We start from the raw sequence: 19,752 nt of genomic DNA, 5'->3' as shown, positions 1-19,752 counted from the left end.
GCGTTTGGGGAGCCGCTCCGCCGGAGTGCGGAGTCGTCGAGGAGTTCACCGCGTACCGGGCTTCCGCCTGGGCCACGGACCGGCGCAGACCTGGATGTCGTCGACCGGCACCGCGCGCAACTGTCCGGGAGGCGGCGAGGCCGGAGGCCGACGGGCGGACGCCGTGTCGCCCACGCGTGCCGGCTCGAAGCCGTACGAGTCCTGGATGACGAGGCGCCGCCCCCCCCACGAGGTCCGTGAGCCGGTCGTGGGTCTCGGCGCGCAGCGGATCGCATCACTCAGCGCCCGGGCGGTCTCCGCCACGGTGTTGAGCTCGACCAGCGCGGCACGCGCGGTGCGGTCGGCCGCGAAAAGGCCGCAGAGACGGATCCGGCGGTGAGGGGCATGAAGGTGTCCCCGGCGACGGGGTCGTGCAGCGTGAGACACCCCGACGTCCGTGTGCGGCAGTTTTCCTGCCCGGCGCGGGGGCGACACGACGGCTGCCTGCCGTGCCTTCGGAGGCACAGCAGGCAGCCGGTCGGACCGTAGGGTCAGGGTCAGACCCGGTCGGCGGCGGGGGACGCCGCGACGGGTGCGGGGGCGGTCGAGTCGGACATGCTGACCAGGTTCCGGCCGGCGGTCTCCTTGGCGACGGCCACAGTGATGGTGGTGACGATCGCGGCGAAGCAGAGGTACACGGACACCGGGACCGAGGAGTCGTAGTCCTTGAGGAGTTCCACCGCGATGATCGGGGCCAGCGCGCCGGCGACGATGGACGCCAGCTGTGAGCCCATCGACGCCCCGGAGTACCGGACCTTCGTGTCGAACATCTCCGAGATGAACGCGGCCTGCGGTCCGTACATGGCGCCGTGCAGCAGCAGGCCGACCGTGACGGCGAGGGTGATGACGGCGAACGACTTGGTGTCGAGCATGGCGAAGAACACGAACGCCCAGACGCTCATACCCACGGAGCCGATCAACGTGACCTTGCGCCGTCCGATCCGGTCGGAGAGGGCTCCCCAGGCCGGGATCGTGACGAAGTGCACGGCCGAAGCGATCAGAACCGCGTTGAGGGCGGTGCTCTTCGTCAGGCCGAGGTGGACGGTGACGTACACCAGCAGGAAGGCCGTGATGATGTAGTACGAGATGTTCTCACCGAACCGCGTACCGATGGCCGTGAGCACCTCGCGCCAGCTCTTGCGGAACACCTGGACGACCGGGGGCTTCTCCTTGACCCCCTGCGCCGCCTCGGCCTCCGCCTTCGCCTGCGCCTCGAGGAAGACCGGGGACTCGGACACCGACAGCCGGATCCACAGGCCGACCATCACCAGCAGGCCGGAGAGCAGGAACGGGATGCGCCAGCCCCAGGCGAGGAACGCCGCGTCGGACTGCACAGCGGCCAGGAACGCCAGCACACCGGTGGCCAGCAGATTGCCGCCGGGGGCGCCGGCCTGCGGCCAGGAGGCCCAGAATCCGCGGTGCTTGTCGCCGCCGTGCTCGGCGACAATGAGCACCGCGCCACCCCACTCGCCGCCCAGCGCGAAGCCCTGCACCAGGCGCAGGACCGTCAGCATGATGGGTGCGCCGATACCGATCGACGCGTGGGTGGGAAGCAGTCCCATGGCGAAGGTGGATCCGCCCATCAGCAGCAGGCTGATCACCAGCAGCTTCTTGCGGCCGAGCTTGTCGCCGAAGTGACCGAAGACCACGCCGCCCAGCGGGCGGGCGAGGAAGCCGATCGCGTACGTGATGAACGCGATCAGGGTGCCCACCAGCGGGTCCGAGGTGGGGAAGAACAGGGTGTTGAACACCAGCGCGGCAGCCGAGCCGTACAGGAAGAAGTCGTACCACTCGATGGTGGTGCCGATCAGGCTGGCGCCGACGATCTTGCCGATGCCACCGGGGCGGGCGGTCCGCTCCGGCTCTGTGGCCTGGTTACGCGACATCGCGGTTCACCGAATCTCACTCGCGGGGATGGGGACTTACGTGGAACTGGTGGGACGGGTGGAACAGGTGGGGACGGTGGAACAGGTGGGCAGGGGTCGAACTCAGTTCGCGCCCCAGCCCCCGTCGAGAGGCAGGGAGATGCCGGTGACGTAGCCGGTGTGCGGGCCGCACAACCAGAGCGCGGCGGCGGCGACCTCCGCGGGCTCGATGAGCCGCTTGACCGGAGACCGGGCGAGCAGCACGTCCGAGAGCACATCGCCGGGGCTCAGGCCGTGTGCGGCGGCCTGGTCCTGGATCTGGCCCTCGACCAGCGGAGTACGGACGTAGCCGGGGTTGACGCAGTTACTGGTCACGCCGTGCGGCGCGCCCTCGATCGCGGCGACCTTGCTGAGGCCCTCCAGCGCATGCTTGGCGGCGACATACGCCGCCTTGTAGGCGCTGGCCCGCAGCCCGTGCACGCTGGAGATGTTGATCACCCGGCCCCAGCCGTGCGCGTACATGTGCGGCAGCGTCTGGCGCATGAGCAGGAACGGAGCAGTGACCATAACCTGCTGGATCAAGGTGAACCGATCCGGCGGGAAGTCGGTCAGCGGGGCGACGTGCTGGAGCCCGGCGTTGTTGACGAGGATGTCGGCATCGGCCGGCAGTGCGGCGACGGCGGCGGGATCGGCCAGGTCGGCGGCGTGCGCGACGCCGCCGATGGAGTCGGCCACGGCCTTTGCCGCTTCCCCGTCGATGTCCACGACATGCACCTCGGCGCCCGCGTCGGCCAGGGCCACGGCACAGGCCCTGCCGATGCCGCTGCCGCCCCCCGTCACCAGCGCGGTCCGGCCGCCCAGCGCCGAAACCGTGGCAGCCGGAGTGAGCGTCGGCTCGTGAGGAATTCCCTTCGTCATGGCCGGAAACATAGGCCCGCACCACGCCCATCCCCATGTGTGGGCAACCCACACTCTGACCTGAAAATGTGGCGCGCACCACTACCGGACCACGGAAAGTCACGGATGCGGTGACCCGTTGGTAACCCACCGCACCCGTCGTTTGGCGAGAAATCGTCGGGGCGTGGGTGGCCTGCAGGGCGTGACGGATCACGCGGTTGCGGCGAGCAGTTCATCCTCGTACGCCGACGACGGCCACGCGGTGCTGCTGCCTGATCAACCGCCAGGGCGCCAAGGCGACCTACTCGGAGAAGATCTCGCGCAGCCTGGCTTCTGTCTTGGTGTCGAGGTTGCTGTGGATGAGTTCGGCGCTGTGCTCAGGGAGGGCGTCGCTGACCTTCTCCGTCTGGGCGCCGAGGGTCATGAGGAACAGAGCCGAAGTCCCCGGGGTCACCTGCTCCTTGATCTCCTTGATGAAGTCGTCGTCGATGCCGATGTCGGTGAGCTTGCCGCCGAGAGCACCGGCTGCCGCTCCAATTGCGGCACCCAGGAGCGGTACGAAGAAGATGAGGCCGAAGAGCATCCCCCAGAACGTGCCGGTGAGTGCTCCGGCGCCAACGAGGTTGTGCAGCTGCTTGGTCTTCGGTTTGGTCGCCTCTTCGGGCCAGCTGACGACAGCCGCGTCGAGGATCGTGATCACCTGCTGCTTCTGGAGCGACTGCAGGACGGACTCCACCTGTGCGGCGGCGTCGGCCGAGTCGAACTTCCACACCGTGAGAGTGGCCATGGCAACCTCCGTTGGAGGGGAGTGATCCGAGATCCGGTTGCCAAAATATTCTGAATAGTCGGGTAAGGCATGTTCTGGTCGGCCGGAAGAGAGGGACCCACAGGCACGCCCAGAATGCCTGGTCGACAGGGTCCTCCGGATGCGGCGGACGGTCTGCTGGTAGATCGTGGACGCGGGGAAACAGCCAGAGAGGGACCCATGGAAACCGACGCCTTGACGCCCGCGCTGCTGCAGATCCTACGAACCACGAAGCCCTATCCGGTGGTGTCCCTGACCATGCCGACTCACCGGCGTGAGCCAGAGAACGCCCAGGACGGTGTGAGGCTGCGCAACCTGGTGGCGGAAGCCGGGCGACGACTGGCTGCCGACACGGCCGTAGACCGGCAGACGCGGATCGACATCACGACGCAGCTGGATCAGGCCATGGCGGAACTGGACCTGCGCCATGCGCTGGACGGGTTGACGATCTTCGCTGGGCCGGATGAGTACCAGATCTGGTCACTGCCACGGCGGGTGCCCGAACGCGTCGTCCTGAGCGACACCTACCTGACCCGCAATCTCGTGGCCGCGAAGGCTCAGGCCCTGCCGTACTGGGTCCTTGTCGTCGCCGCGGACCACGCGACGCTGTGGAACGGATCGGGCGAGACGCTGCGTGAACACAGTGGCAACGGATTTCCCCTGGTTCTGGCGGAGGGGTCGGCGGACCCGCAGCGCGAGGAACGTCAGGGCGATGTGGCCAGCACGTTCAGCGATGAGCGGACCCGCCAGTTCATGCGGAGCGTCGACGCTGCCCTGGGCTCCGCACTCGGCGCTGATCCGCGGCCGCTCTACCTGGTCGGCCTTGCCCCCGCGCTCGCCCTGCTGGGGGAGGTGGGCACAGCGTCCCGCGCGGCTGCGGGGACCGTACTCAAGGGTGGGCTCAGCAACGGACCGGCCCACGTGTTGCACAAGGAGCTGCAGCCCGCCCTGACCGACCACCAACAGCAGGCAGCGGAACAGATGGGCAACCGCCTTGACGAGGCGCGTAGTCGGCGCTCATTCGCTGCCGGACTTGACGAGGTGTGGGAGGCGGTGCGCGCCGGCCGGGCCGGACTCGTCGCCGTTGAGGAGCATTTCCAGCAGACGGTCCGTGTCGATGGAGAGCATCTGGTGCCGGTCGACGCCGCGGGATCCGGTTCGGCAGTCTCAGATCCCCAGGTCCGAGAAGACATCGTGGACGAACTGGTTGAAGCGGCCCTGGAGAGTGGCGCCGAGGTGGTCTTCCTCCCCCACAACGCACTCGCCGAGCACGACCGGATCGCGGCTGACCTGCGCTACTAGGCATGCGAACCGGCTTCGCCTATGTCCCCAGCTCCTGCGCCTCGGGACAGAGCTGCCGCCTGATGGTCTCCCTGCACGGCACGCAGGGGTCGTCAGCTGCTTGCCGGGGAGCGTGCACGAGGGCGGTTTAGCTCGATCGTGTGATGGTCGGCTTCCGGGCTTGCGGCGTCCTGGGCCGTCCGGGTTAACATGATCGTCTGGTGGGGTTACCTCGGCCCACCAACTACCCCATCCGTGGCGGCGCGCAGATCGAGACCATCATGACCATGATCACCACGCTCGGCGGCTGAGCCGCTCCTGAGCTCCTCGCAGAAACCGCCCCTGCCGAGCGTGCCGGGGGTCTGCGAGGGCGGGCCGCGGGGGCTGCTCGACTTCACCCAGCCCACGGCCGCCGCCGAGCGGACACTCGGGGCGTCCTGGGACCTGTGGCGGGAACTGCCGGCCACAGGTCCCCCCGGTGCCCTCTGCGGACTTTGTACACCGCTGGATCGCTGTCCTTTCCGGATCCGGCCGAGGGCCCGGACGGCTGGTGGATCGAGCCCGGCGGGCACGCGGTCCATGGCGCGTGCCGCGCGCCTCAGCCCTGATCGCCCAGGAGACCGAGGGGACCGTTCCGGTCGGTGACCGCGTAGACGCGGCGGAGAACGCCATGTTCAGGCCTGAGCGCCGAGCAGGGGTCCGAAGATCGCCTGTCCCAGGGCCGCGGCATGGCCTTGACCGACCACCTCGCCGGAGAACTCCGGGTGCTGCTCGGCCCAGATACCGGCGGTGGCGGTGGTGGCGAAGAAGTTCAGGGCATCGCAGGTCACCTCAGCAGCGGGACCAGTGCATGTGCGCTGCCCGACGAAGACGACCGCCGTGGCCGGCTCCCACGTCATGGAGCCATGTGCGCAGGTGACGGTGATCGACTCGCCGGTGACCGGGTCGGCGGAGGAGATCACCGCGTCCGTGCCGAGCATGGCAGGGATCCCCAGGGCATCGACAGCGCACATCGACCAGACCCGTGTGCCGTCGGCAAGCCGGACCTGATGGGCGGTGGGTACAGCAGAGAAGGGATAAGCCGCCCGGATCCGGCCGTCGGCATCCAGGGTGAGGAAGTCCTCGGCCGCCAGCTCATCCAGCACCTCATCAGCGCTCCTGCCGTACGACCGAGCGGTTTCTTCCAGGTCCGCGCGCTCGGGCGCGCGGCCTGTGGTGGCGAAGTGCTGCAGCACTGCCTGCTGTACCGCTCGGAGGCCGCCGTCCAGCGGAGCGATTCTCCCGCGTCCGGCGCGTCCGGCCGTGTCTGTGATCGGGTTCTTGACTGTGGCGGCTTCGGCGATGTCGAGGGCACGTCGCAGGTCGGCGACGCTCGGAGCCTTATCGGTCCCTCCGTCCGGCCCCCGGTACAGCCGACAGGCCACACTCGCCGGAGTGCCTGCGTCCGCGAACGGATCAGACCCGTTGATCAGGATCGTGGGGGATCCCCGCATGCCCCACCACTGCGCCTGCTGCTCGTTGGTGACCTCGACCAGCTCCACCGGCCAGCGCCGCGCGCCGAGTGAGGCGGCAACGCGCTCCTGGGCCAGCGCCGCGTTGGGGCACCCGGCGACCGTCACGATGGTGATCCGCATGAGAACGACGCTAAACCTTCCACTGCACGGGAAGGTCAAGGCGTAAGCTGCGAGGTATGCGCATCGGGGACCTCGCCGCCGCCCGCGGCCTGACAGCCAAGACGATCCGGTTCTATGAGCAGGCCGGGCTGCTGCCCGAGCCGCCCCGCACGCCAGGCGGCTACCGGGACTACGCGCCCGGGACCACCACCACCAGGCTGGAGTTCATCCGCCACGGCCAGAGCGCCGGACTCACCCTCGCCGAGATCCGCAGTGTCCTCGTCCTGCGCGACTCGGGTCAGGCTCCCTGTGCCCAGGTCACTGAGCTGATCGACCGACATATCGCCGATATCGAGGGCCGCATGGCAGAACTCCGCGAAGCCCGGACGGTCCTGCGCGCTCTGGCCCGCCGCGCAGCCGCCACCGACCCGAGCACCTGCAAGGACACCGACATCTGCACGATCCTCAGCCGGCAGACGAACACCTGACATCCGGCGTCCGCTCAGCCGTCCGGAGACGGGCAGGTCCGGCACCTCGGCCCCTCGACCGGCACGAGCCGCATCCGCCCCGGCGGGCCCGCACCCTCGTCGCAGGCGTCAGACCGGGTGGACCAGGCCCGTTTCGTCAACCCGGAGCTGATTCCGGCGCCTGGCCTTGACCAGCACGGCCTCCCACGGCGTCCCGCTCCCCCCGAACAGTCCAGCCGGACGCGCGGTCAGGTGGGCTGCGGGCTGGAATGGACGGGTGACCGCGACCCCGCAAGACTGTCTCGCTCGCAACGAGTGGATCTGCGGCGACTACCTCAGCACCCGCCGCGAGATCCTCTGGGACGCGATCCTCCAGCACCTCCAGCTCACCGTCGTCTCCATCCTGATCGGCGTGCTGCTCGCCGTCCCGCTGGCGGTGCTCGCCCGCCGCTGGAAATGGGCCTCGGGGCCGGTGCTCTCCGTCACCACCGTGCTCTACACCATCCCCTCGCTGGCGATGTTCTCGCTGCTGCTCCCGGTGTACGGACTCTCCGCCTCGCTCGTCATCGCGGGCCTGGTGCTCTACTCCCTGACTCTCCTCGTACGGAACATCCTCGCCGGGCTGCGCGCCGTTCCGGAGGAGACGAGGCAGGCCGCCCGCGGCATGGGTTACGGGCCGGTCCGGCTGCTGCTCGGCGTCGAGCTGCCGCTCGCCCTCCCGGCCGCCATGGCCGGCCTGCGCATCGCCACCGTCTCCGCGGTCTCGCTCGTCACCATTGGCGCGATCGTCGGCAACGGCGGCCTCGGCAACCTCATCTACGCCGGGATGAACACCTTCTTCAAGGCACAGGTGCTCACCGCCTCCGTCCTCTGCGTGATCATCGCCATCGCCGCCGACCTGCTGCTCCTCGGTGTACAGCGGCTCATGACCCCCTGGGAACGGGCGAGGGCCGCCCGGTGAACACGCTGTCCGCGACCTGGGACTGGCTCACCACCTCCGCCAACTGGTCCGGCGGCAACGGCGTCTGGCACCGCCTCACCGAGCACCTCGTCCTCACCGTCGTCTGCCTCGTCATCAGCTGCCTGATCGCCCTGCCCGTCGCGATCGTCCTCGGCCACCTGGGCAGAGGCGGAGCCCTCGCCGTCAACATCTCCAACGTCGGCCGCGCCGTCCCCACGTTCGCCGTACTCGTGCTGCTGCTCCTCACCCCGCTGGGGACGAACGCGCAGTGGCCCACCGTAATCGCCCTCGTGCTCTTCGCCGTCCCCCCACTGCTCACCAACGCGTACGTGGGCATGCGCGGCGTCGACCAGGACACCGTCCGGGCCGCCCGCGGCATGGGCATGACCGGACGGCAGCTGCTGTGGCGGGTCGAAGTACTGCTCGCCGCCCCGCTGATCCTCGTCGGCGTACGGATCGCGGCCGTTCAACTGGTGGCCACGGCCACCCTCGCCGCACTCGTGGGCGGCGGCGGCCTCGGCCGGATCATCACCGCCGGTTTCAACCTCGCCAGTACGCCCCAGGTGGTGGCGGGAGCCGTGCTGGTCGCGATCTTCGCGCTGCTCGTGGAGGGCGCCTTCGAGCTGGCGCAGCGGTTCGCTCCGCAGTGGGCCAGAGGGAGGATGGGATGACCCCGAGAAGCCTCCTTGCCGCAGCTGCCGCGCTCCTGCTCGCGGCCGGCTGTGCGACCGGGCCGTCGCTGGAGAACCAGGGCGAGGTCACCGCCTCTCCCGGAGACAGCCGCCATCTGGTCATCGGGTCCGCCGGTTTCACCGAGAGCGAGCTGCTCGCGCGGATGTACGCGCTGCTGCTGGAGAAGGCCGGATATTCCACCGAAGTCCTCACCGTCACCAACCGGGAGCTGTACGAACCCGCCCTGGAGAGCGGCCAGATCGATGTCGTCGCCGAGTACGCGGCCACGTTCGCCGACTGGCTGAACACCAAGGCCAACGGCCCGGCCGCCGCCCCGGTCGGCTCGCCCGACCTCGAGGCCACCATGGCCGCGCTGCGCCGGCTCGCCACCCCGCGCGGGCTCACCGTCCTCGCGCCCGGCAAGGCCGTCGACCAGAACGCCTTCGCCGTCACCTCGCGCTACGCCGCACAGCACCGTCTGAAGACCCTCAGCGATCTCGGCGCGGCCAAGCTGCCCGTACGGCTGGCAGCCGGCGACGAATGCGTGCAGCGGCCCTACTGCGCGCCCGGCCTGGAGAAGACGTACGGAATCGACATCACCGCCATCGACCCCAAGGGCATCGGCACCACCCCCGCCAAGCTCGCCGTCCAGAACGGACAGGACCAGATGGTCGTCACCACCACCACCGACGCCACCCTGGACGACTTCGGCCTCGTCCTCCTGGCCGACGACAAACATCTGCAGAACGCCGACTACGTGGTCCCGGTGGTGAACCGGGCGCGGGCGGGCAGCAGCGGTGTCACCAAGGCGCTGGCCAAGCTGAACACCGTCCTGACGACCCGCGACCTGGCCACCATGAACGAACAGGTCGACAGCTGGCGCCGGCTCCCGGAGGACGTCGCCGAGGCGTATCTGAAGTCCAATAAGCTGATCTGATACCTCGCCGTCAGAGTGGGCGCGGGCCGTGACCGGCGCTGAGCTACGCGTCCGCCACCGAGTCGAACTCCACCTGGTCCCGCCGCACGCCCTGGGCCTCCGCGTCCACCGAGCGGCGCAGGGCCTCGTGGAGTTTGGCCGGGGTCAGCACGCCGAGGAACCGGGAGCCGTCCACCACCGCGACCCAGCCCGCGTCATGCTGGAGCATCTCGCTGAACGCCTGCTTGAGCGGGGCGCCGACGGGCACCCAGGCCTCCATCCGGCGGGCCAGCTCGCCCACCGTCCCGGCCGAGCCCGCCAATGCCAGAGCCTCGGCCGAGACCCAGCCGTGCAGTTCGCCGCGGTCGGACAGCACCACCGCCCAGCGGGCGTCCTGTCCGCGCAGGACGGCTGCCGCGTCCTGGGCCCGGTCGTCGAGACGTGCGACCGGCGGCTGTTCAAGGTCGGCGGGCTCGATCGCGGTGACGGAGAGCCGCTTCAGGCCCCGGTCCGAGCCGACGAACTCGGCGACGTACGGGGTCGCGGGCGTGCCCAGCACCGCGGCCGGGGTGTCGAACTGCTCGATGCGCCCCTGTCCGTACACGGCGATCCGGTCGCCCATCCGGACCGCCTCCTCGATGTCGTGGGTGACCAGCAGGACGGTCTTGCGCACGGCCGCCTGGAGGCTCAGGAACTCGTTCTGCAGCCGCTCGCGCACCACCGGGTCGACGGCGCCGAACGGCTCGTCCATCAGCAGTACCGGCGGATCCGCGGCCAGCGCCCGGGCCACCCCGACGCGCTGGCGCTGGCCGCCGGAGAGCTGCTCCGGATAGCGCTTGCCGTACGTCGAGGGGTCCAGCCCCACCAGATCGAGCAGCTCGGCGGCCCGCGCCCGCGCCTTGCCCTTCTTCCAACCGACCAGGGCCGGCACGGTCGCCGTGTTGTCGAGGACCGTGCGGTGCGGGAAGAGGCCGACCTGCTGGATCACATAGCCGATCCGGCGGCGCAGCTTCACCGGGTCGACGCCGGCGATGTCCTCGCCGTCGACATAGATCCGGCCCGAGGTCGGCTCGATCAGCCGGTTCACCATCATCATGGTGGTCGTCTTGCCGCATCCCGACGGGCCGACCAGCGTCACCAGTTCACCCTCGGCGACCTCGAAGGACAGCTCGTCGACAGCGGTCGTGCCGTCCGGATACCGCTTGGTCACCTGCTCGAACCGGATCATGCCTCCAGGCTAGGCCCTGTCCGGCCCGTGACGCATACGGGCCGGGCCTGTCCGGGGCATCGCTGCGCCCCCGTTGCGGCTGATACGTTCACATTTCCTGGTGGAAGCCGATGAAGGCGGGTGGACTGTGGCGCATCGCGTGCAGGGTGTCATCGCGAGGACCAAGGGCGGACCGGTGGAGCTCACCACCATCCTGGTACCGGATCCCGGCCCCGGCGAGGCGCTGGTCAAGGTGCAGGCCTGCGGGGTCTGCCACACCGATCTGCACTACCGCGAGGGCGGCATCAACGACGAGTTCCCCTTCCTGCTCGGCCATGAGGCGGCCGGAGTGGTGGAGGCGGTCGGCGAGGGCGTCACCGGCCTCGCGCCCGGCGACTTCGTGATCCTCAACTGGCGCGCGGTCTGCGGCCAGTGCCGGGCCTGCCGGCGCGGCCGCCCCTGGTACTGCTTCGCCACGCACAACGCCACGCAGCCGATGGCCATGGAGGACGGCACCAAACTTATCCCCGCCCTCGGCATCGGCGCCTTCGCCGAGAAGACCCTGGTGGCGGCCGGGCAGTGTACGAAGGTGGACCCGGCGGCCTCCCCGGCTGCCGCGGGCCTGCTCGGCTGCGGAGTCATGGCGGGCCTCGGCGCCGCCCTCAACACCGGCAATGTCGGCCGCGGCGACTCGGTCGCCGTCATCGGCTGCGGCGGCGTCGGCAACGCCGCCGTCGCCGGGGCCAGGCTGGCCGGCGCGGCGAAGATCATCGCGGTGGACCTGGACGACCGTAAGCTGGCGCAGGCCCGCGCGCTCGGCGCCACGCACACCGTGAACGGGCGGACGGACGATGTCGTCAAGGCGGTCCAGGCCCTGACCGACGGCAACGGCGCGGACGTGGTCATCGAGGCCGTCGGCCGGCCCGAGACGTATCAACAGGCCTTCTACGCACGCGATCTGGCGGGCACAGTCGTCCTCGTCGGCGTACCCACCCCCGAGATGAAGCTCGAACTCCCGCTTCTCGACGTCTTCGGGCGCGGCGGCGCCCTGAAGTCCTCCTGGTACGGCGACTGCCTGCCCGAGCGGGACTTCCCGCTGCTCATCGACCTCTACCTGCAGGGCCGGCTCGACCTCGACGCCTTCGTCTCGGAGACCATCGGACTCGGTGACGTGGAGGAGGCCTTCGCCAAGATGGAGCGCGGCGAGGTCCTCCGCTCGGTGGTGCAGCTGTGAGCGGAGCGCTGCGCATCGACCGGACCGTCACCTCCGGGATCTTCGCCCTCGACGGCGGCGAGTGGCAGGTCGACAACAACGTCTGGATCGTCGGGGACGACACCGACGCGTACGTCATCGACGCGGCGCACGACGCCGACGCCGTCGTCGCCGCGCTCGGGGGCCGCCGGCTGCTGGGCATCATCTGCACCCACGCCCACAACGACCACATCGACGCAGCCCCCGCCGTCGCGGACCGCACCGGCGCGCCCATCCTGCTGCACCCGGACGACGAGGTGCTGTGGCGGATGACGCACCCCGACCGCAAGCCGGACCGCCCGCTCGCTGACGGGGACGACCTCGCGATCGGCGACGGCCTGCTGAAGGTGCTGCACACACCCGGCCACAGCCCGGGCGCCGTCTGCCTCCAACTGGCCGCGCTGAACACGGTCTTCTCCGGTGACACGCTCTTCCAGGGCGGCCCCGGGGCGACCGGACGCTCGCACTCCGACCACCCGACGATCATCGAGTCGATCCGGACGAAACTGCTCACCCTGCCCGGTGACACGGTCGTCCGCACCGGGCACGGCGACAGTACGACCGTCGCAGCCGAAGCACCGGGGATCCGCGCGTGACCGCCCGCTACCGCCAGCCCGGCGTGGTCCTCACCGACCACTGGTTCACCGTGCCGCTCGACCACGACGATCCCGCCGGGGAGCGGATCGAGCTCTTCGGCCGGGAGGTCATGGCCAGCGCCAAGGCCGGTGCCGGGCTGCCCTGGCTGGTCTACCTGGAGGGCGGCCCCGGCTTCGGCGCCCGCCGCTTCACCGGCCGGCAGGCCTGGCTCGGCCGGGCACTGCAGGAGTTCCGGGTGCTGCTGCTGGACCAGCGCGGCACCGGCAGGTCCACCCCGGCCAACCGGCAGACCCTCCCGCTGCGCGGCGCCCCACAGCGACAGGCCGACTACCTGGCCCACTTCAGGGCCGACTCCATCGTCCGGGACTGCGAGGCGATCAGGCCGTCGCTGACCGGCGGAGCGCCCTGGACCGTACTGGGCCAGAGCTTCGGCGGGTTCTGCGCCACGCACTACCTCTCCTCCGCTCCGGAGGGGCTGCGCATGGCCCTGATCACCGGCGGGCTGCCCGCGCTGGACGTCCACGTCACCGCGGACGAGGTCTACCGGGCCGCGTACCCGCGCATCGAAGGGAAGAACGCCGCGCACTACGCCCGCTATCCGCAGGACGTACGGCGGGCCCGGCGGATCGCCGACCACCTGATGGAGCACCAGCCGGTGCTGAACGGCGGCTACCGGCTCACCCCCGAGGCATTCCAGTCGCTCGGCATCCTGCTCGGCACCGGGGACGGCAGCCACCAGCTGCACTACCTGCTCGAGGACGCGTTCGTGCGCACCCCGGCCGGTCCCGCCCTCTCCGACGCCTTCCAGGAGAAAGTCCAGGCCGCCCTCTCGTACGCCGGACATCCGCTGTACGCCCTGCTGCACGAGGCGATCTACGCTCAGGACGGCCGGCCCACCCGCTGGGCGGCGGACCGGGTACGCGCCGAATTCCCGCAGTTCGACGCGGCCAAGGCGCTGGCCGGCGACGATCCGCTGCTGTTCACCGGCGAGAGCGTGCACCCCTGGCTCTTCGAGACCGACCCGTCGCTCGCCCCGCTCCGCGAGACCGCCCACCTGCTCGCGGAACGGACCGACTGGAGCCCGCTGTACGACGCGGAACGGCTCGCCGCCAACCAGGTTCCGGTCGCGGCGGCCGTCTTCCACGACGACATGTACGTCGACACCGAGCACTCGTTGCGCACCGCCCGCGCGATTAGGGGCCTGCGTACCTGGATCACCGACGAGTACGAACACGACGGTGTCCGGGCGGGTGGTGCACGGGTCCTGGACCGGTTGCTCGCACTCGCACGCGACGAGGTGTAACCGGCGCATACGCTGCCCGCATGACTGATCAACTGCAGCCCATGCCCACCGACTGGCAGCGCGCGCTGGCCGTCGTGGCCCACCCCGACGACCTCGAGTACGGCTGCGCCGCGGCCGTCGCCGCCTGGACCGACGGCGGCCGTGAGGTGACGTATCTCCTCGCCACCCGCGGCGAAGCCGGCATCGACGGCATCGACCCCGCCACCTGCGCGCCGCTGCGCGAGCGGGAGCAGCGGGCGAGCGCGGCCGTCGTCGGGGTGAGCGCCGTCGAGTTCCTCGACCACCGCGACGGCGTGATCGAGTACGGCACCGCGCTGCGCCGCGACATCGCGGCGGCGATCCGCAGACACCGCCCCGAACTCGTCATCACCCTCAACCACCGTGACACCTGGGGCGGAGTCGCCTGGAACACCCCGGACCACCGGGCCGTCGGCCGCGCCACCCTCGACGCGGCGGGGGAGGCGGGAAACCGCTGGATCTTCCCCGAACTGACGGAACAGGGCCTTCAGCCGTGGGGCGGCGTGCGCTGGGTCGCCGTCGCGGGGACCGTCTCGCCCACCCACGCGGTCGACGCGACCCCGGGTCTCGAACGCTCGGTGCGGTCCCTGCTGGAACACCGGTCGTACATCGAGGCACTGACGGACGAGGACCCCGAGAAGTACTGCCGCACCTTCCTCACCGGGAACGCGCAGGCGGCGGCGGCTCGCTTCGGCGGGAAGCCGGCCGTCACCTTCGAGGTCTTCCCCCGCTGATCCCAGGGGTGGCGGCCCGGGGCGCCGCATCCGCCCCGGGCTGTTCCCATCGGGGCAAGCGACCGCTTAGTATGCGAAGGAGCGTGGTTCCGTCCAGAGCTGTGGAGGCCCCTGATGCAGGCATGGCGAGTGCATACCCTTGGCGAGCCCCGTGAGGTGATGCGGCTCGACGAGGTGGCGGAGCCCGTGGCCGGGCCCGGTGAGCTGCGGCTCAAGGTGCGCGCCGCGAACATCAACTTCCCGGACGCACTGATGATCCGCGGCCAGTACCAGGTGCGGCCGCCCCTGCCGTTCACCCCTGGTGTGGAGATCTGCGGGGAGACCGAGGACGGCCGCCGGGTCATCGCCAACCCGCTGCTGCCGAACGGCGGCTTCGCGCAATACGTGACGGCGGACGCACGGGCCGTGCTGCCCGCGCCCGAAGCGCTGGACGACGCGGAAGCGGCCGCCCTGCACATCGGCTACCAGACGGGCTGGTTCGGGCTGCACCGGCGGGCCCGCCTCCAGCCGGGCGAGACCCTGCTCGTGCACGCGGCGGCGGGCGGCGTCGGCAGCGCGGCCGTACAGCTGGGCAAGGCGGCCGGCGCGACGGTCATCGGGGTCGTCGGCGGCGCGGAGAAGGTCGCCACCGCCCAGGAGCTGGGCTGCGACCTGGTCATCGACCGGCGCACCGCGGACATCGTCGCCGGAGTGAAGGAGTTCACCGGCGGCAAGGGCGCCGACGTCGTGTACGACCCGGTGGGCGGCGACGCGTACACGAAGTCGGCCAAGTGCGTCGCGTTCGAGGGCCGCATCCTCGTCGTCGGGTTCGCGAGCGGATCGATTCCCTCGCCGGCGCTCAACCACGCCCTCGTCAAGAACTACTCGATCGTCGGCCTGCACTGGGGCCTGTACAACACCCAGGACCCGACCGCCGTCCGCGGCTGCCACGAGGAGCTCACCAGGCTCGCCGCGCAGGGCGCGATCAAGCCCCTCATCAGCGGGCGCGTACCGCTGAAGGACGCGGCGGACGCGGTGCAGCGGGTGGCCGACGGTACGACCACCGGACGGCTCGTCGTCGTCCCGGAAGGAGCGTCCTGATGAGTACGCTCAACGCGGCCGAAGTGCGCCGCCTCACCCAGGAGCTGCTGGCCGCCAACCCGCCCGCCACCACCGACCGCACCGCGTTCCTGCGGGCCCGCTTCGACGCCGGACTGGCCTGGGTGCACTACCCGGTGGGGCTCGGCGGACTCGACGCGCCGCGCTCCCTCCAGACCGTCGTCGATGCCGAGCTGACGGCCGCGGGCGCGCCCGAAAACGACCCGCGCCGCATCGGCATCGGCCTCGGCATGGCCGCGCCGACGATCCTCGCGTACGGCACCGACGAGCAGAAGCGGCGCTTCCTGCGGCCCCTGTGGGTGGGGGAGGAGGTGTGGTGTCAGCTGTTCAGCGAGCCGGGCGCGGGCTCCGACCTCGCGGCGCTCGGCACCCGCGCGGTGCGGGAGGGCGACACCTGGGTGGTCGACGGGCAGAAGGTGTGGACGTCCAGCGCCCATGTGGCGCGCTGGGCGATCCTGATCGCCCGTACCGACCCCGGGCTGCCCAAGCACCAAGGCATCACGTACTTCGTCTGCGACATGACCGACCCCGGGGTCGAGGTGCGGCCGCTGCGCCAGATCACCGGTGAGGCCGAGTTCAACGAGGTCTTCCTCAGCGGTGTACGCATTCCCGACGCGCAGCGCCTCGGCGCGGTCGGCGAGGGCTGGCGGGTCGCCCAGACCACGCTGATGAACGAGCGGGTCTCCATCGGCGGCTCCCGGATCCCGCGCGAGGGCGGCATGATCGGGCCGGTCGCCAAGACCTGGCGCGAACGCCCCGGACTGCGCACCCACGACCTCCATCAGCGCCTGCTCACCCTGTGGGTGGACGCCGAGGTGGCCCGGCTCACCGGGGAGCGGCTGCGCCAGCAGCTCGTCGCCGGCCAGCCCGGCCCGGAGGGCTCGGGCATGAAGCTCGCGTTCGCCCGCCTCAACCAGGAGATCAGCGGCCTGGAGGTCGAACTCCTCGGCGAGGAAGGGCTGTTGTACCAGGACTGGACCATGCGCCGGCCCGAGCTGGTCGACTTCACGGGCCGCGACGCCGGCTACCGCTATCTCCGTTCCAAGGGCAACTCCATCGAGGGCGGTACGTCGGAGGTGCTGCTCAACATCGTTGCCGAGCGTGTCCTCGGACTGCCCACCGAGCCCCGCAACGACAAGGACGTCGCATGGAAGGACCTGGCCCGATGACCGGAAAGAAGGAGCTGGGCGAGTCCGCCCCCGATCTGCTCTACTCCGAGGCCGAGGACGACCTGCGGGCGGCCGTACGCGCGCTGCTGGCCGTCCGGGCCGACGCCGCTTCCGTCCTCGCCAGGACCGAGAGCGCCGAACCGCTGGACCGCGGCCTGTGGAAGGCGCTCGGCGCCGATATGGGCACGGCGGGCCTGCTGGTCCCCGAGAAGCTCGGCGGCCAGGGCGCCACCCACCGCGAGGCCGCGGTGGTGCTGGAGGAGCTGGGCCGGAGCGTCGCACCGGTGCCGTACCTCACCACCGCGGTGATCGCGGTGGAGACTCTGCTCGGCCTCGGGTCCGAGGACGCCGAAGTCTCCGGCCTGCTGGGTGCGTTGGCCGGCGGCCGGTCCATCGGCGTGCTCGCGCTGCCGCTGTCGGCCGCGTCCGGCGGCGAGCCGGCCACGGGCGTACGGGACGCGGGCGGGGGAGTGCTGAGCGGCACGGTCACCGGCGTCGCCGACGCCGTCGGGGCCGACGTCCTGCTCGTCGTCGCCGACACCGGACTGTACGCGGTGGACGCGGCCGACGCCGCCGTCACGCCGCTCGTTCCCCTCGACCTGACCCGGCCACTGGCCTCGGTCACGCTCGACGGGACGCGCGGCACTCTCCTCGCGGACTCCGCGACCGCGCACGCCGCCGTGCAGCGTGGCCTGCTGGCGGGCGCCGGACTGCTCGCCTCCGAGCAGCTCGGACTGGCCGACTGGTGCCTGACCGAAACCGTCCGGTACACCCGGGAACGCCACCAGTTCAACCGCCCCGTCGGCTCCTTCCAGGCGCTCAAGCACCGGCTCGCGCAGCTCTGGCTGGAGGTCGTCTCGGCCCGCGCGGCAGCGCGCAACGCCGCTGACGCACTCGCCACCGGGAGCCCGGAGGCCCCGCTTGCGGTGGCCGTCGCCCAGGCGTACTGCTCCCGGGTCGCGGTGCGCGCGGCCGAGGAGTGCGTACAGCTGCACGGCGGCATCGGCATGACCTGGGAGCACCCGGCGCACCTGTACCTCAAGCGCGCCAAGGCCGACGCGATCGCGCTCGGTACGGCGGGCAGGCACCGGGAAGCGGTGGCGGCACTGGTGGACCTGCCGGCCCCCCGGTAAGCCTGTACGGGACCCCTGACCGCGGCCGCCGCGCCGGCCTTGAGCGCGGCGGCCTGCCCGAACCCGGACAGTCGGCGCTGCGGACCACTGGTTGCTCGACGACCTGGGGACCGCAGCCGCCCCCGCCTCCTTCATCCCGCTGATCAGCAGCAACTGGACTCACAGCTTCAGCTGGCTCGGCGTGGGGCCGATGCCTGCCGCCGAGCGCGAGACGCTGCGTACGTTCGTCGCACACGCCCACGCCGCCCGGCAGCGGGTCCGCTTCTGGGCCACTCCCGACGCGCCGGGCCCGGCCCGCGACGCGCTCTGGGGCGAGCTGCTCGCCGCCGGCGTCGATCACCTCAACACCGATGACCTGGCGGGGCTCGAACGCTTTCTGCGCGCCCACCGCTGGCGCAGCCGCCCCGCCGTCACGGTCACAGCCAGTCAACCACCCGTACGGCGGACATGTCAGCCGCCCGGACGGCCCCTCCGCTGCGCCACCATGGCGCCCGAATGCCGCAGTTGTGGCGCGGCGGAGGAGGTTGTCCATGGCCATTTCGATCTCAGTGGTGCTGCTACTGCTGATCCTCGCGGTGATCTTCCTGCGCAACGGGGGGCTGAAGTTGTCGCATGCGCTGGTGTGCGCACTGCTCGGGTTCTACCTGGCCGGCACGAGCATGGCGCCGACCATCCAGGAAGGGATTGCGGCCACCGCGAGTGTGGTCGGCAGCCTCCAGCCTTGACGGCGGGCCCGATCACACATTGCGCGTTCATGAAACCTCCCGCTCTTCCATGGACACCTCGGGCGGTGCCTACTTCTTCCTCGACCACAAGGACCGCGTGGTGCTCGCCGACTCCCGGCAGCACATCCTGCGCATCGCACACGAGCGGACGGCGGACGGCAGTTGGGACGGTGGTGTCACCAGCGTGTGCCGTGTCCGGTGCCGTGGCACGAGGCGCGGGTCTGTTCGGGTGACTGACGGGCGGCAGTCCCCGGCCGGCCTGGCGGCGGACACCGGTACCCGTACGGTTCCCTTGAGTTACCGCACTGTTGGCGGTGCCTGGTAGCGGAGGATGGCAGCCCGCTGGCAGGGGCTGTCGGCCGCGTCCTGCCCGCCGGTGGGGGCGGTTTTGTCCGCAGGAGCCCTTGAATGAAGCACGCGGCCAAGGTCCTCCCCTTGTTCGTCGCCTTGCTGGTTGTCTCGTTGGTCGCCCTTCTGGTCGTTGCCGTCTGCAGCAGCTTGGGGGATGACCAGGGGGAGAAGTCTCCCGCGCCTTCGCCGACCGCGACCGCGACTGCGGCGAGTGTGGCCGTGCGCGCCAGCAAGCTGGGTCAGATTCTGGTCGACGGGCAGGGCAGGACGCTGTATCTGTTCGAGGCCGACACGTCGGAGGAGTCGACTTGCTCCGGCGCCTGTGTACAGGCGTGGCCGCCGCTGACGTCTGTCGACCCCAAGGCCGGCAAGGGTGTCGATGCCGGTCTGCTGGGCACGACCACCCGGGACGACGGCAGCACCGAAGTCACCTACAACGGCCGCCCGTTGTACTCCTACGTGGGCGACACGGAGCCCGGCGACACGGCCGGGCAGGGGCTCGACCAGTTCGGCGCCACATGGTTCGTGCTCAACGCGGCAGGCAGCAAGGTCGGACGGGAAGGCAGCGGCTACTACTAGGGTCTGTTGCGAAAGTGCTGGTCGCAGAAGTGCGTTGTCGGTCGTGTTGTGCTTGCATACCCCGGTGAAT

The 19,752-nt window shown here is 70.7% G+C and carries 20 protein-coding genes and 1 pseudogene; 16 read left to right on the top strand and 5 right to left on the bottom strand.

Features of this window, described 5'->3' with window-relative positions:
• Nucleotides 1–536: 536 nt before the first annotated feature.
• The 3 genes from NLX86_RS32525 to NLX86_RS32515 all read right to left on the bottom strand — a co-directional run bounded on the left by NLX86_RS32525 (nucleotide 537) and on the right by NLX86_RS32515 (nucleotide 3,588).
• Nucleotides 537–1,925: an MFS transporter gene (locus NLX86_RS32525; protein WP_254375421.1), complete on the bottom strand. Its 1,389-nt coding sequence runs from the start codon at nucleotides 1,923–1,925 to the stop codon at nucleotides 537–539.
• Nucleotides 1,926–2,027: 102 nt separating this feature from the next.
• Entirely contained in the window at nucleotides 2,028–2,822 is a 795-nt protein-coding gene (locus tag NLX86_RS32520) for a 3-hydroxybutyrate dehydrogenase (RefSeq protein WP_254375420.1), read from the bottom strand.
• 280 nt (nucleotides 2,823–3,102) lie between these two features.
• On the bottom strand, nucleotides 3,103–3,588 hold the full coding sequence (locus NLX86_RS32515) for a DUF1269 domain-containing protein (protein ID WP_254375419.1): 486 nt from the start codon (nucleotides 3,586–3,588) through the stop codon (nucleotides 3,103–3,105).
• Between the two features lie 198 nt (nucleotides 3,589–3,786).
• Between NLX86_RS32515 and NLX86_RS32510 the strand changes: the two genes are divergently transcribed.
• On the top strand, nucleotides 3,787–4,908 hold the full coding sequence (locus NLX86_RS32510; RefSeq protein ID WP_254375418.1) for a chemotaxis protein: 1,122 nt from the start codon (nucleotides 3,787–3,789) through the stop codon (nucleotides 4,906–4,908).
• A gap of 653 nt (nucleotides 4,909–5,561) precedes the next feature.
• Here NLX86_RS32510 and NLX86_RS32505 read toward each other — a convergent pair.
• The gene (locus NLX86_RS32505) at nucleotides 5,562–6,521 is read right to left on the bottom strand and encodes an alkylmercury lyase family protein (protein ID WP_254375417.1); all 960 of its coding nucleotides are present in this window, start codon (nucleotides 6,519–6,521) and stop codon (nucleotides 5,562–5,564) included.
• Between the two features lie 56 nt (nucleotides 6,522–6,577).
• On the opposite strand from NLX86_RS32505, the gene NLX86_RS32500 reads away from it, so the two are divergent.
• From NLX86_RS32500 to NLX86_RS32485, 4 genes are all read left to right on the top strand, one after another.
• On the top strand, nucleotides 6,578–6,988 hold the full coding sequence (locus NLX86_RS32500) for a heavy metal-responsive transcriptional regulator (protein ID WP_254375416.1): 411 nt from the start codon (nucleotides 6,578–6,580) through the stop codon (nucleotides 6,986–6,988).
• A 256-nt stretch (nucleotides 6,989–7,244) separates the two neighbouring features.
• Nucleotides 7,245–7,928 carry an ABC transporter permease gene (locus NLX86_RS32495; RefSeq protein WP_254375415.1) on the top strand — a complete coding sequence of 228 codons (684 nt, stop codon included), beginning with the start codon at nucleotides 7,245–7,247 and terminating at the stop codon, nucleotides 7,926–7,928.
• Nucleotides 7,925–8,599, top strand: coding sequence for an ABC transporter permease (locus tag NLX86_RS32490; protein ID WP_254375414.1), 675 nt, complete (start codon nucleotides 7,925–7,927; stop codon nucleotides 8,597–8,599). Before NLX86_RS32495 ends, NLX86_RS32490 begins: the two co-directional genes overlap by 4 nt.
• Nucleotides 8,596–9,537 (top strand): ABC transporter substrate-binding protein, encoded by a 942-nt coding sequence (locus tag NLX86_RS32485; RefSeq protein WP_254375413.1) that lies wholly within the window; start codon nucleotides 8,596–8,598, stop codon nucleotides 9,535–9,537. The genes NLX86_RS32490 and NLX86_RS32485 overlap by 4 nt, the downstream gene beginning before the upstream one ends.
• Nucleotides 9,538–9,580: 43 nt before the next feature.
• Here NLX86_RS32485 and NLX86_RS32480 read toward each other — a convergent pair whose 3' ends face one another.
• Nucleotides 9,581–10,744 (bottom strand): ABC transporter ATP-binding protein, encoded by a 1,164-nt coding sequence (locus NLX86_RS32480; RefSeq protein ID WP_254375412.1) that lies wholly within the window; start codon nucleotides 10,742–10,744, stop codon nucleotides 9,581–9,583.
• Between the two features lie 127 nt (nucleotides 10,745–10,871).
• Between NLX86_RS32480 and NLX86_RS32475 the strand changes: the two genes are divergently transcribed.
• From NLX86_RS32475 to NLX86_RS32425, 11 genes and pseudogenes are all read left to right on the top strand, one after another.
• Nucleotides 10,872–11,957 (top strand): S-(hydroxymethyl)mycothiol dehydrogenase, encoded by a 1,086-nt coding sequence (locus tag NLX86_RS32475; protein WP_254375411.1) that lies wholly within the window; start codon nucleotides 10,872–10,874, stop codon nucleotides 11,955–11,957.
• Nucleotides 11,954–12,571, top strand: coding sequence for an MBL fold metallo-hydrolase (locus NLX86_RS32470; protein WP_254375410.1), 618 nt, complete (start codon nucleotides 11,954–11,956; stop codon nucleotides 12,569–12,571). The genes NLX86_RS32475 and NLX86_RS32470 overlap by 4 nt, the downstream gene beginning before the upstream one ends.
• The gene (locus tag NLX86_RS32465) at nucleotides 12,568–13,875 is read left to right on the top strand and encodes an alpha/beta fold hydrolase (protein WP_254375409.1); all 1,308 of its coding nucleotides are present in this window, start codon (nucleotides 12,568–12,570) and stop codon (nucleotides 13,873–13,875) included. Before NLX86_RS32470 ends, NLX86_RS32465 begins: the two co-directional genes overlap by 4 nt.
• A gap of 20 nt (nucleotides 13,876–13,895) precedes the next feature.
• Nucleotides 13,896–14,627 carry a PIG-L deacetylase family protein gene (locus tag NLX86_RS32460; RefSeq protein WP_254375408.1) on the top strand — a complete coding sequence of 244 codons (732 nt, stop codon included), beginning with the start codon at nucleotides 13,896–13,898 and terminating at the stop codon, nucleotides 14,625–14,627.
• 114 nt (nucleotides 14,628–14,741) lie between these two features.
• Entirely contained in the window at nucleotides 14,742–15,707 is a 966-nt protein-coding gene (locus NLX86_RS32455; RefSeq protein ID WP_254375407.1) for an NADPH:quinone oxidoreductase family protein, read from the top strand.
• Nucleotides 15,707–16,894, top strand: coding sequence for an acyl-CoA dehydrogenase family protein (locus NLX86_RS32450; protein ID WP_254375406.1), 1,188 nt, complete (start codon nucleotides 15,707–15,709; stop codon nucleotides 16,892–16,894). Before NLX86_RS32455 ends, NLX86_RS32450 begins: the two co-directional genes overlap by 1 nt.
• Nucleotides 16,891–18,027, top strand: a complete 1,137-nt coding sequence (locus tag NLX86_RS32445; RefSeq protein ID WP_254375405.1) for an acyl-CoA dehydrogenase family protein — start codon at nucleotides 16,891–16,893, stop codon at nucleotides 18,025–18,027. The genes NLX86_RS32450 and NLX86_RS32445 overlap by 4 nt, the downstream gene beginning before the upstream one ends.
• Nucleotides 18,028–18,121: 94 nt before the next feature.
• A pseudogene (locus NLX86_RS32440) lies at nucleotides 18,122–18,415 on the top strand (hypothetical protein); the annotation flags it as partial.
• A 142-nt stretch (nucleotides 18,416–18,557) separates the two neighbouring features.
• On the top strand, nucleotides 18,558–18,752 hold the full coding sequence (locus NLX86_RS32435; RefSeq protein WP_254375404.1) for a hypothetical protein: 195 nt from the start codon (nucleotides 18,558–18,560) through the stop codon (nucleotides 18,750–18,752).
• Nucleotides 18,753–18,801: 49 nt separating this feature from the next.
• Nucleotides 18,802–19,077, top strand: coding sequence for a hypothetical protein (locus NLX86_RS32430; protein ID WP_254375438.1), 276 nt, complete (start codon nucleotides 18,802–18,804; stop codon nucleotides 19,075–19,077).
• Nucleotides 19,078–19,160: 83 nt separating this feature from the next.
• Nucleotides 19,161–19,682, top strand: a complete 522-nt coding sequence (locus NLX86_RS32425) for a hypothetical protein (protein ID WP_254375403.1) — start codon at nucleotides 19,161–19,163, stop codon at nucleotides 19,680–19,682.
• The last annotated feature ends 70 nt before the right edge of the window (nucleotides 19,683–19,752 follow it).

This window comes from Streptomyces sp. A3M-1-3 (assembly GCF_024213665.1).
Taxonomy (GTDB): domain Bacteria; phylum Actinomycetota; class Actinomycetes; order Streptomycetales; family Streptomycetaceae; genus Streptomyces.
Note: the sequence above shows the minus strand (reverse complement) of the source record. Positions and strands in the feature narration are given on the sequence as shown.

Bases quoted from the DNA above. Each gene is read 5' to 3' on its own strand.
- NLX86_RS32525 (WP_254375421.1), bottom strand. From the start codon at position 1,925: ATGTCGCGTAACCAGGCCACAGAGCCGGAGCGGACCGCCCGCCCCGGT.
- NLX86_RS32520 (WP_254375420.1), bottom strand. From the start codon at position 2,822: ATGACGAAGGGAATTCCTCACGAGCCGACGCTCACTCCGGCTGCCACG.
- NLX86_RS32515 (WP_254375419.1), bottom strand. From the start codon at position 3,588: ATGGCCACTCTCACGGTGTGGAAGTTCGACTCGGCCGACGCCGCCGCA.
- NLX86_RS32510 (WP_254375418.1), top strand. From the start codon at position 3,787: ATGGAAACCGACGCCTTGACGCCCGCGCTGCTGCAGATCCTACGAACC.
- NLX86_RS32505 (WP_254375417.1), bottom strand. From the start codon at position 6,521: ATGCGGATCACCATCGTGACGGTCGCCGGGTGCCCCAACGCGGCGCTG.
- NLX86_RS32500 (WP_254375416.1), top strand. From the start codon at position 6,578: ATGCGCATCGGGGACCTCGCCGCCGCCCGCGGCCTGACAGCCAAGACG.
- NLX86_RS32485 (WP_254375413.1), top strand. From the start codon at position 8,596: ATGACCCCGAGAAGCCTCCTTGCCGCAGCTGCCGCGCTCCTGCTCGCG.
- NLX86_RS32480 (WP_254375412.1), bottom strand. From the start codon at position 10,744: ATGATCCGGTTCGAGCAGGTGACCAAGCGGTATCCGGACGGCACGACC.
- NLX86_RS32460 (WP_254375408.1), top strand. From the start codon at position 13,896: ATGACTGATCAACTGCAGCCCATGCCCACCGACTGGCAGCGCGCGCTG.
- NLX86_RS32455 (WP_254375407.1), top strand. From the start codon at position 14,742: ATGCAGGCATGGCGAGTGCATACCCTTGGCGAGCCCCGTGAGGTGATG.
- NLX86_RS32450 (WP_254375406.1), top strand. From the start codon at position 15,707: ATGAGTACGCTCAACGCGGCCGAAGTGCGCCGCCTCACCCAGGAGCTG.
- NLX86_RS32445 (WP_254375405.1), top strand. From the start codon at position 16,891: ATGACCGGAAAGAAGGAGCTGGGCGAGTCCGCCCCCGATCTGCTCTAC.
- NLX86_RS32435 (WP_254375404.1), top strand. From the start codon at position 18,558: ATGGCCATTTCGATCTCAGTGGTGCTGCTACTGCTGATCCTCGCGGTG.
- NLX86_RS32430 (WP_254375438.1), top strand. From the start codon at position 18,802: ATGGACACCTCGGGCGGTGCCTACTTCTTCCTCGACCACAAGGACCGC.
- NLX86_RS32425 (WP_254375403.1), top strand. From the start codon at position 19,161: ATGAAGCACGCGGCCAAGGTCCTCCCCTTGTTCGTCGCCTTGCTGGTT.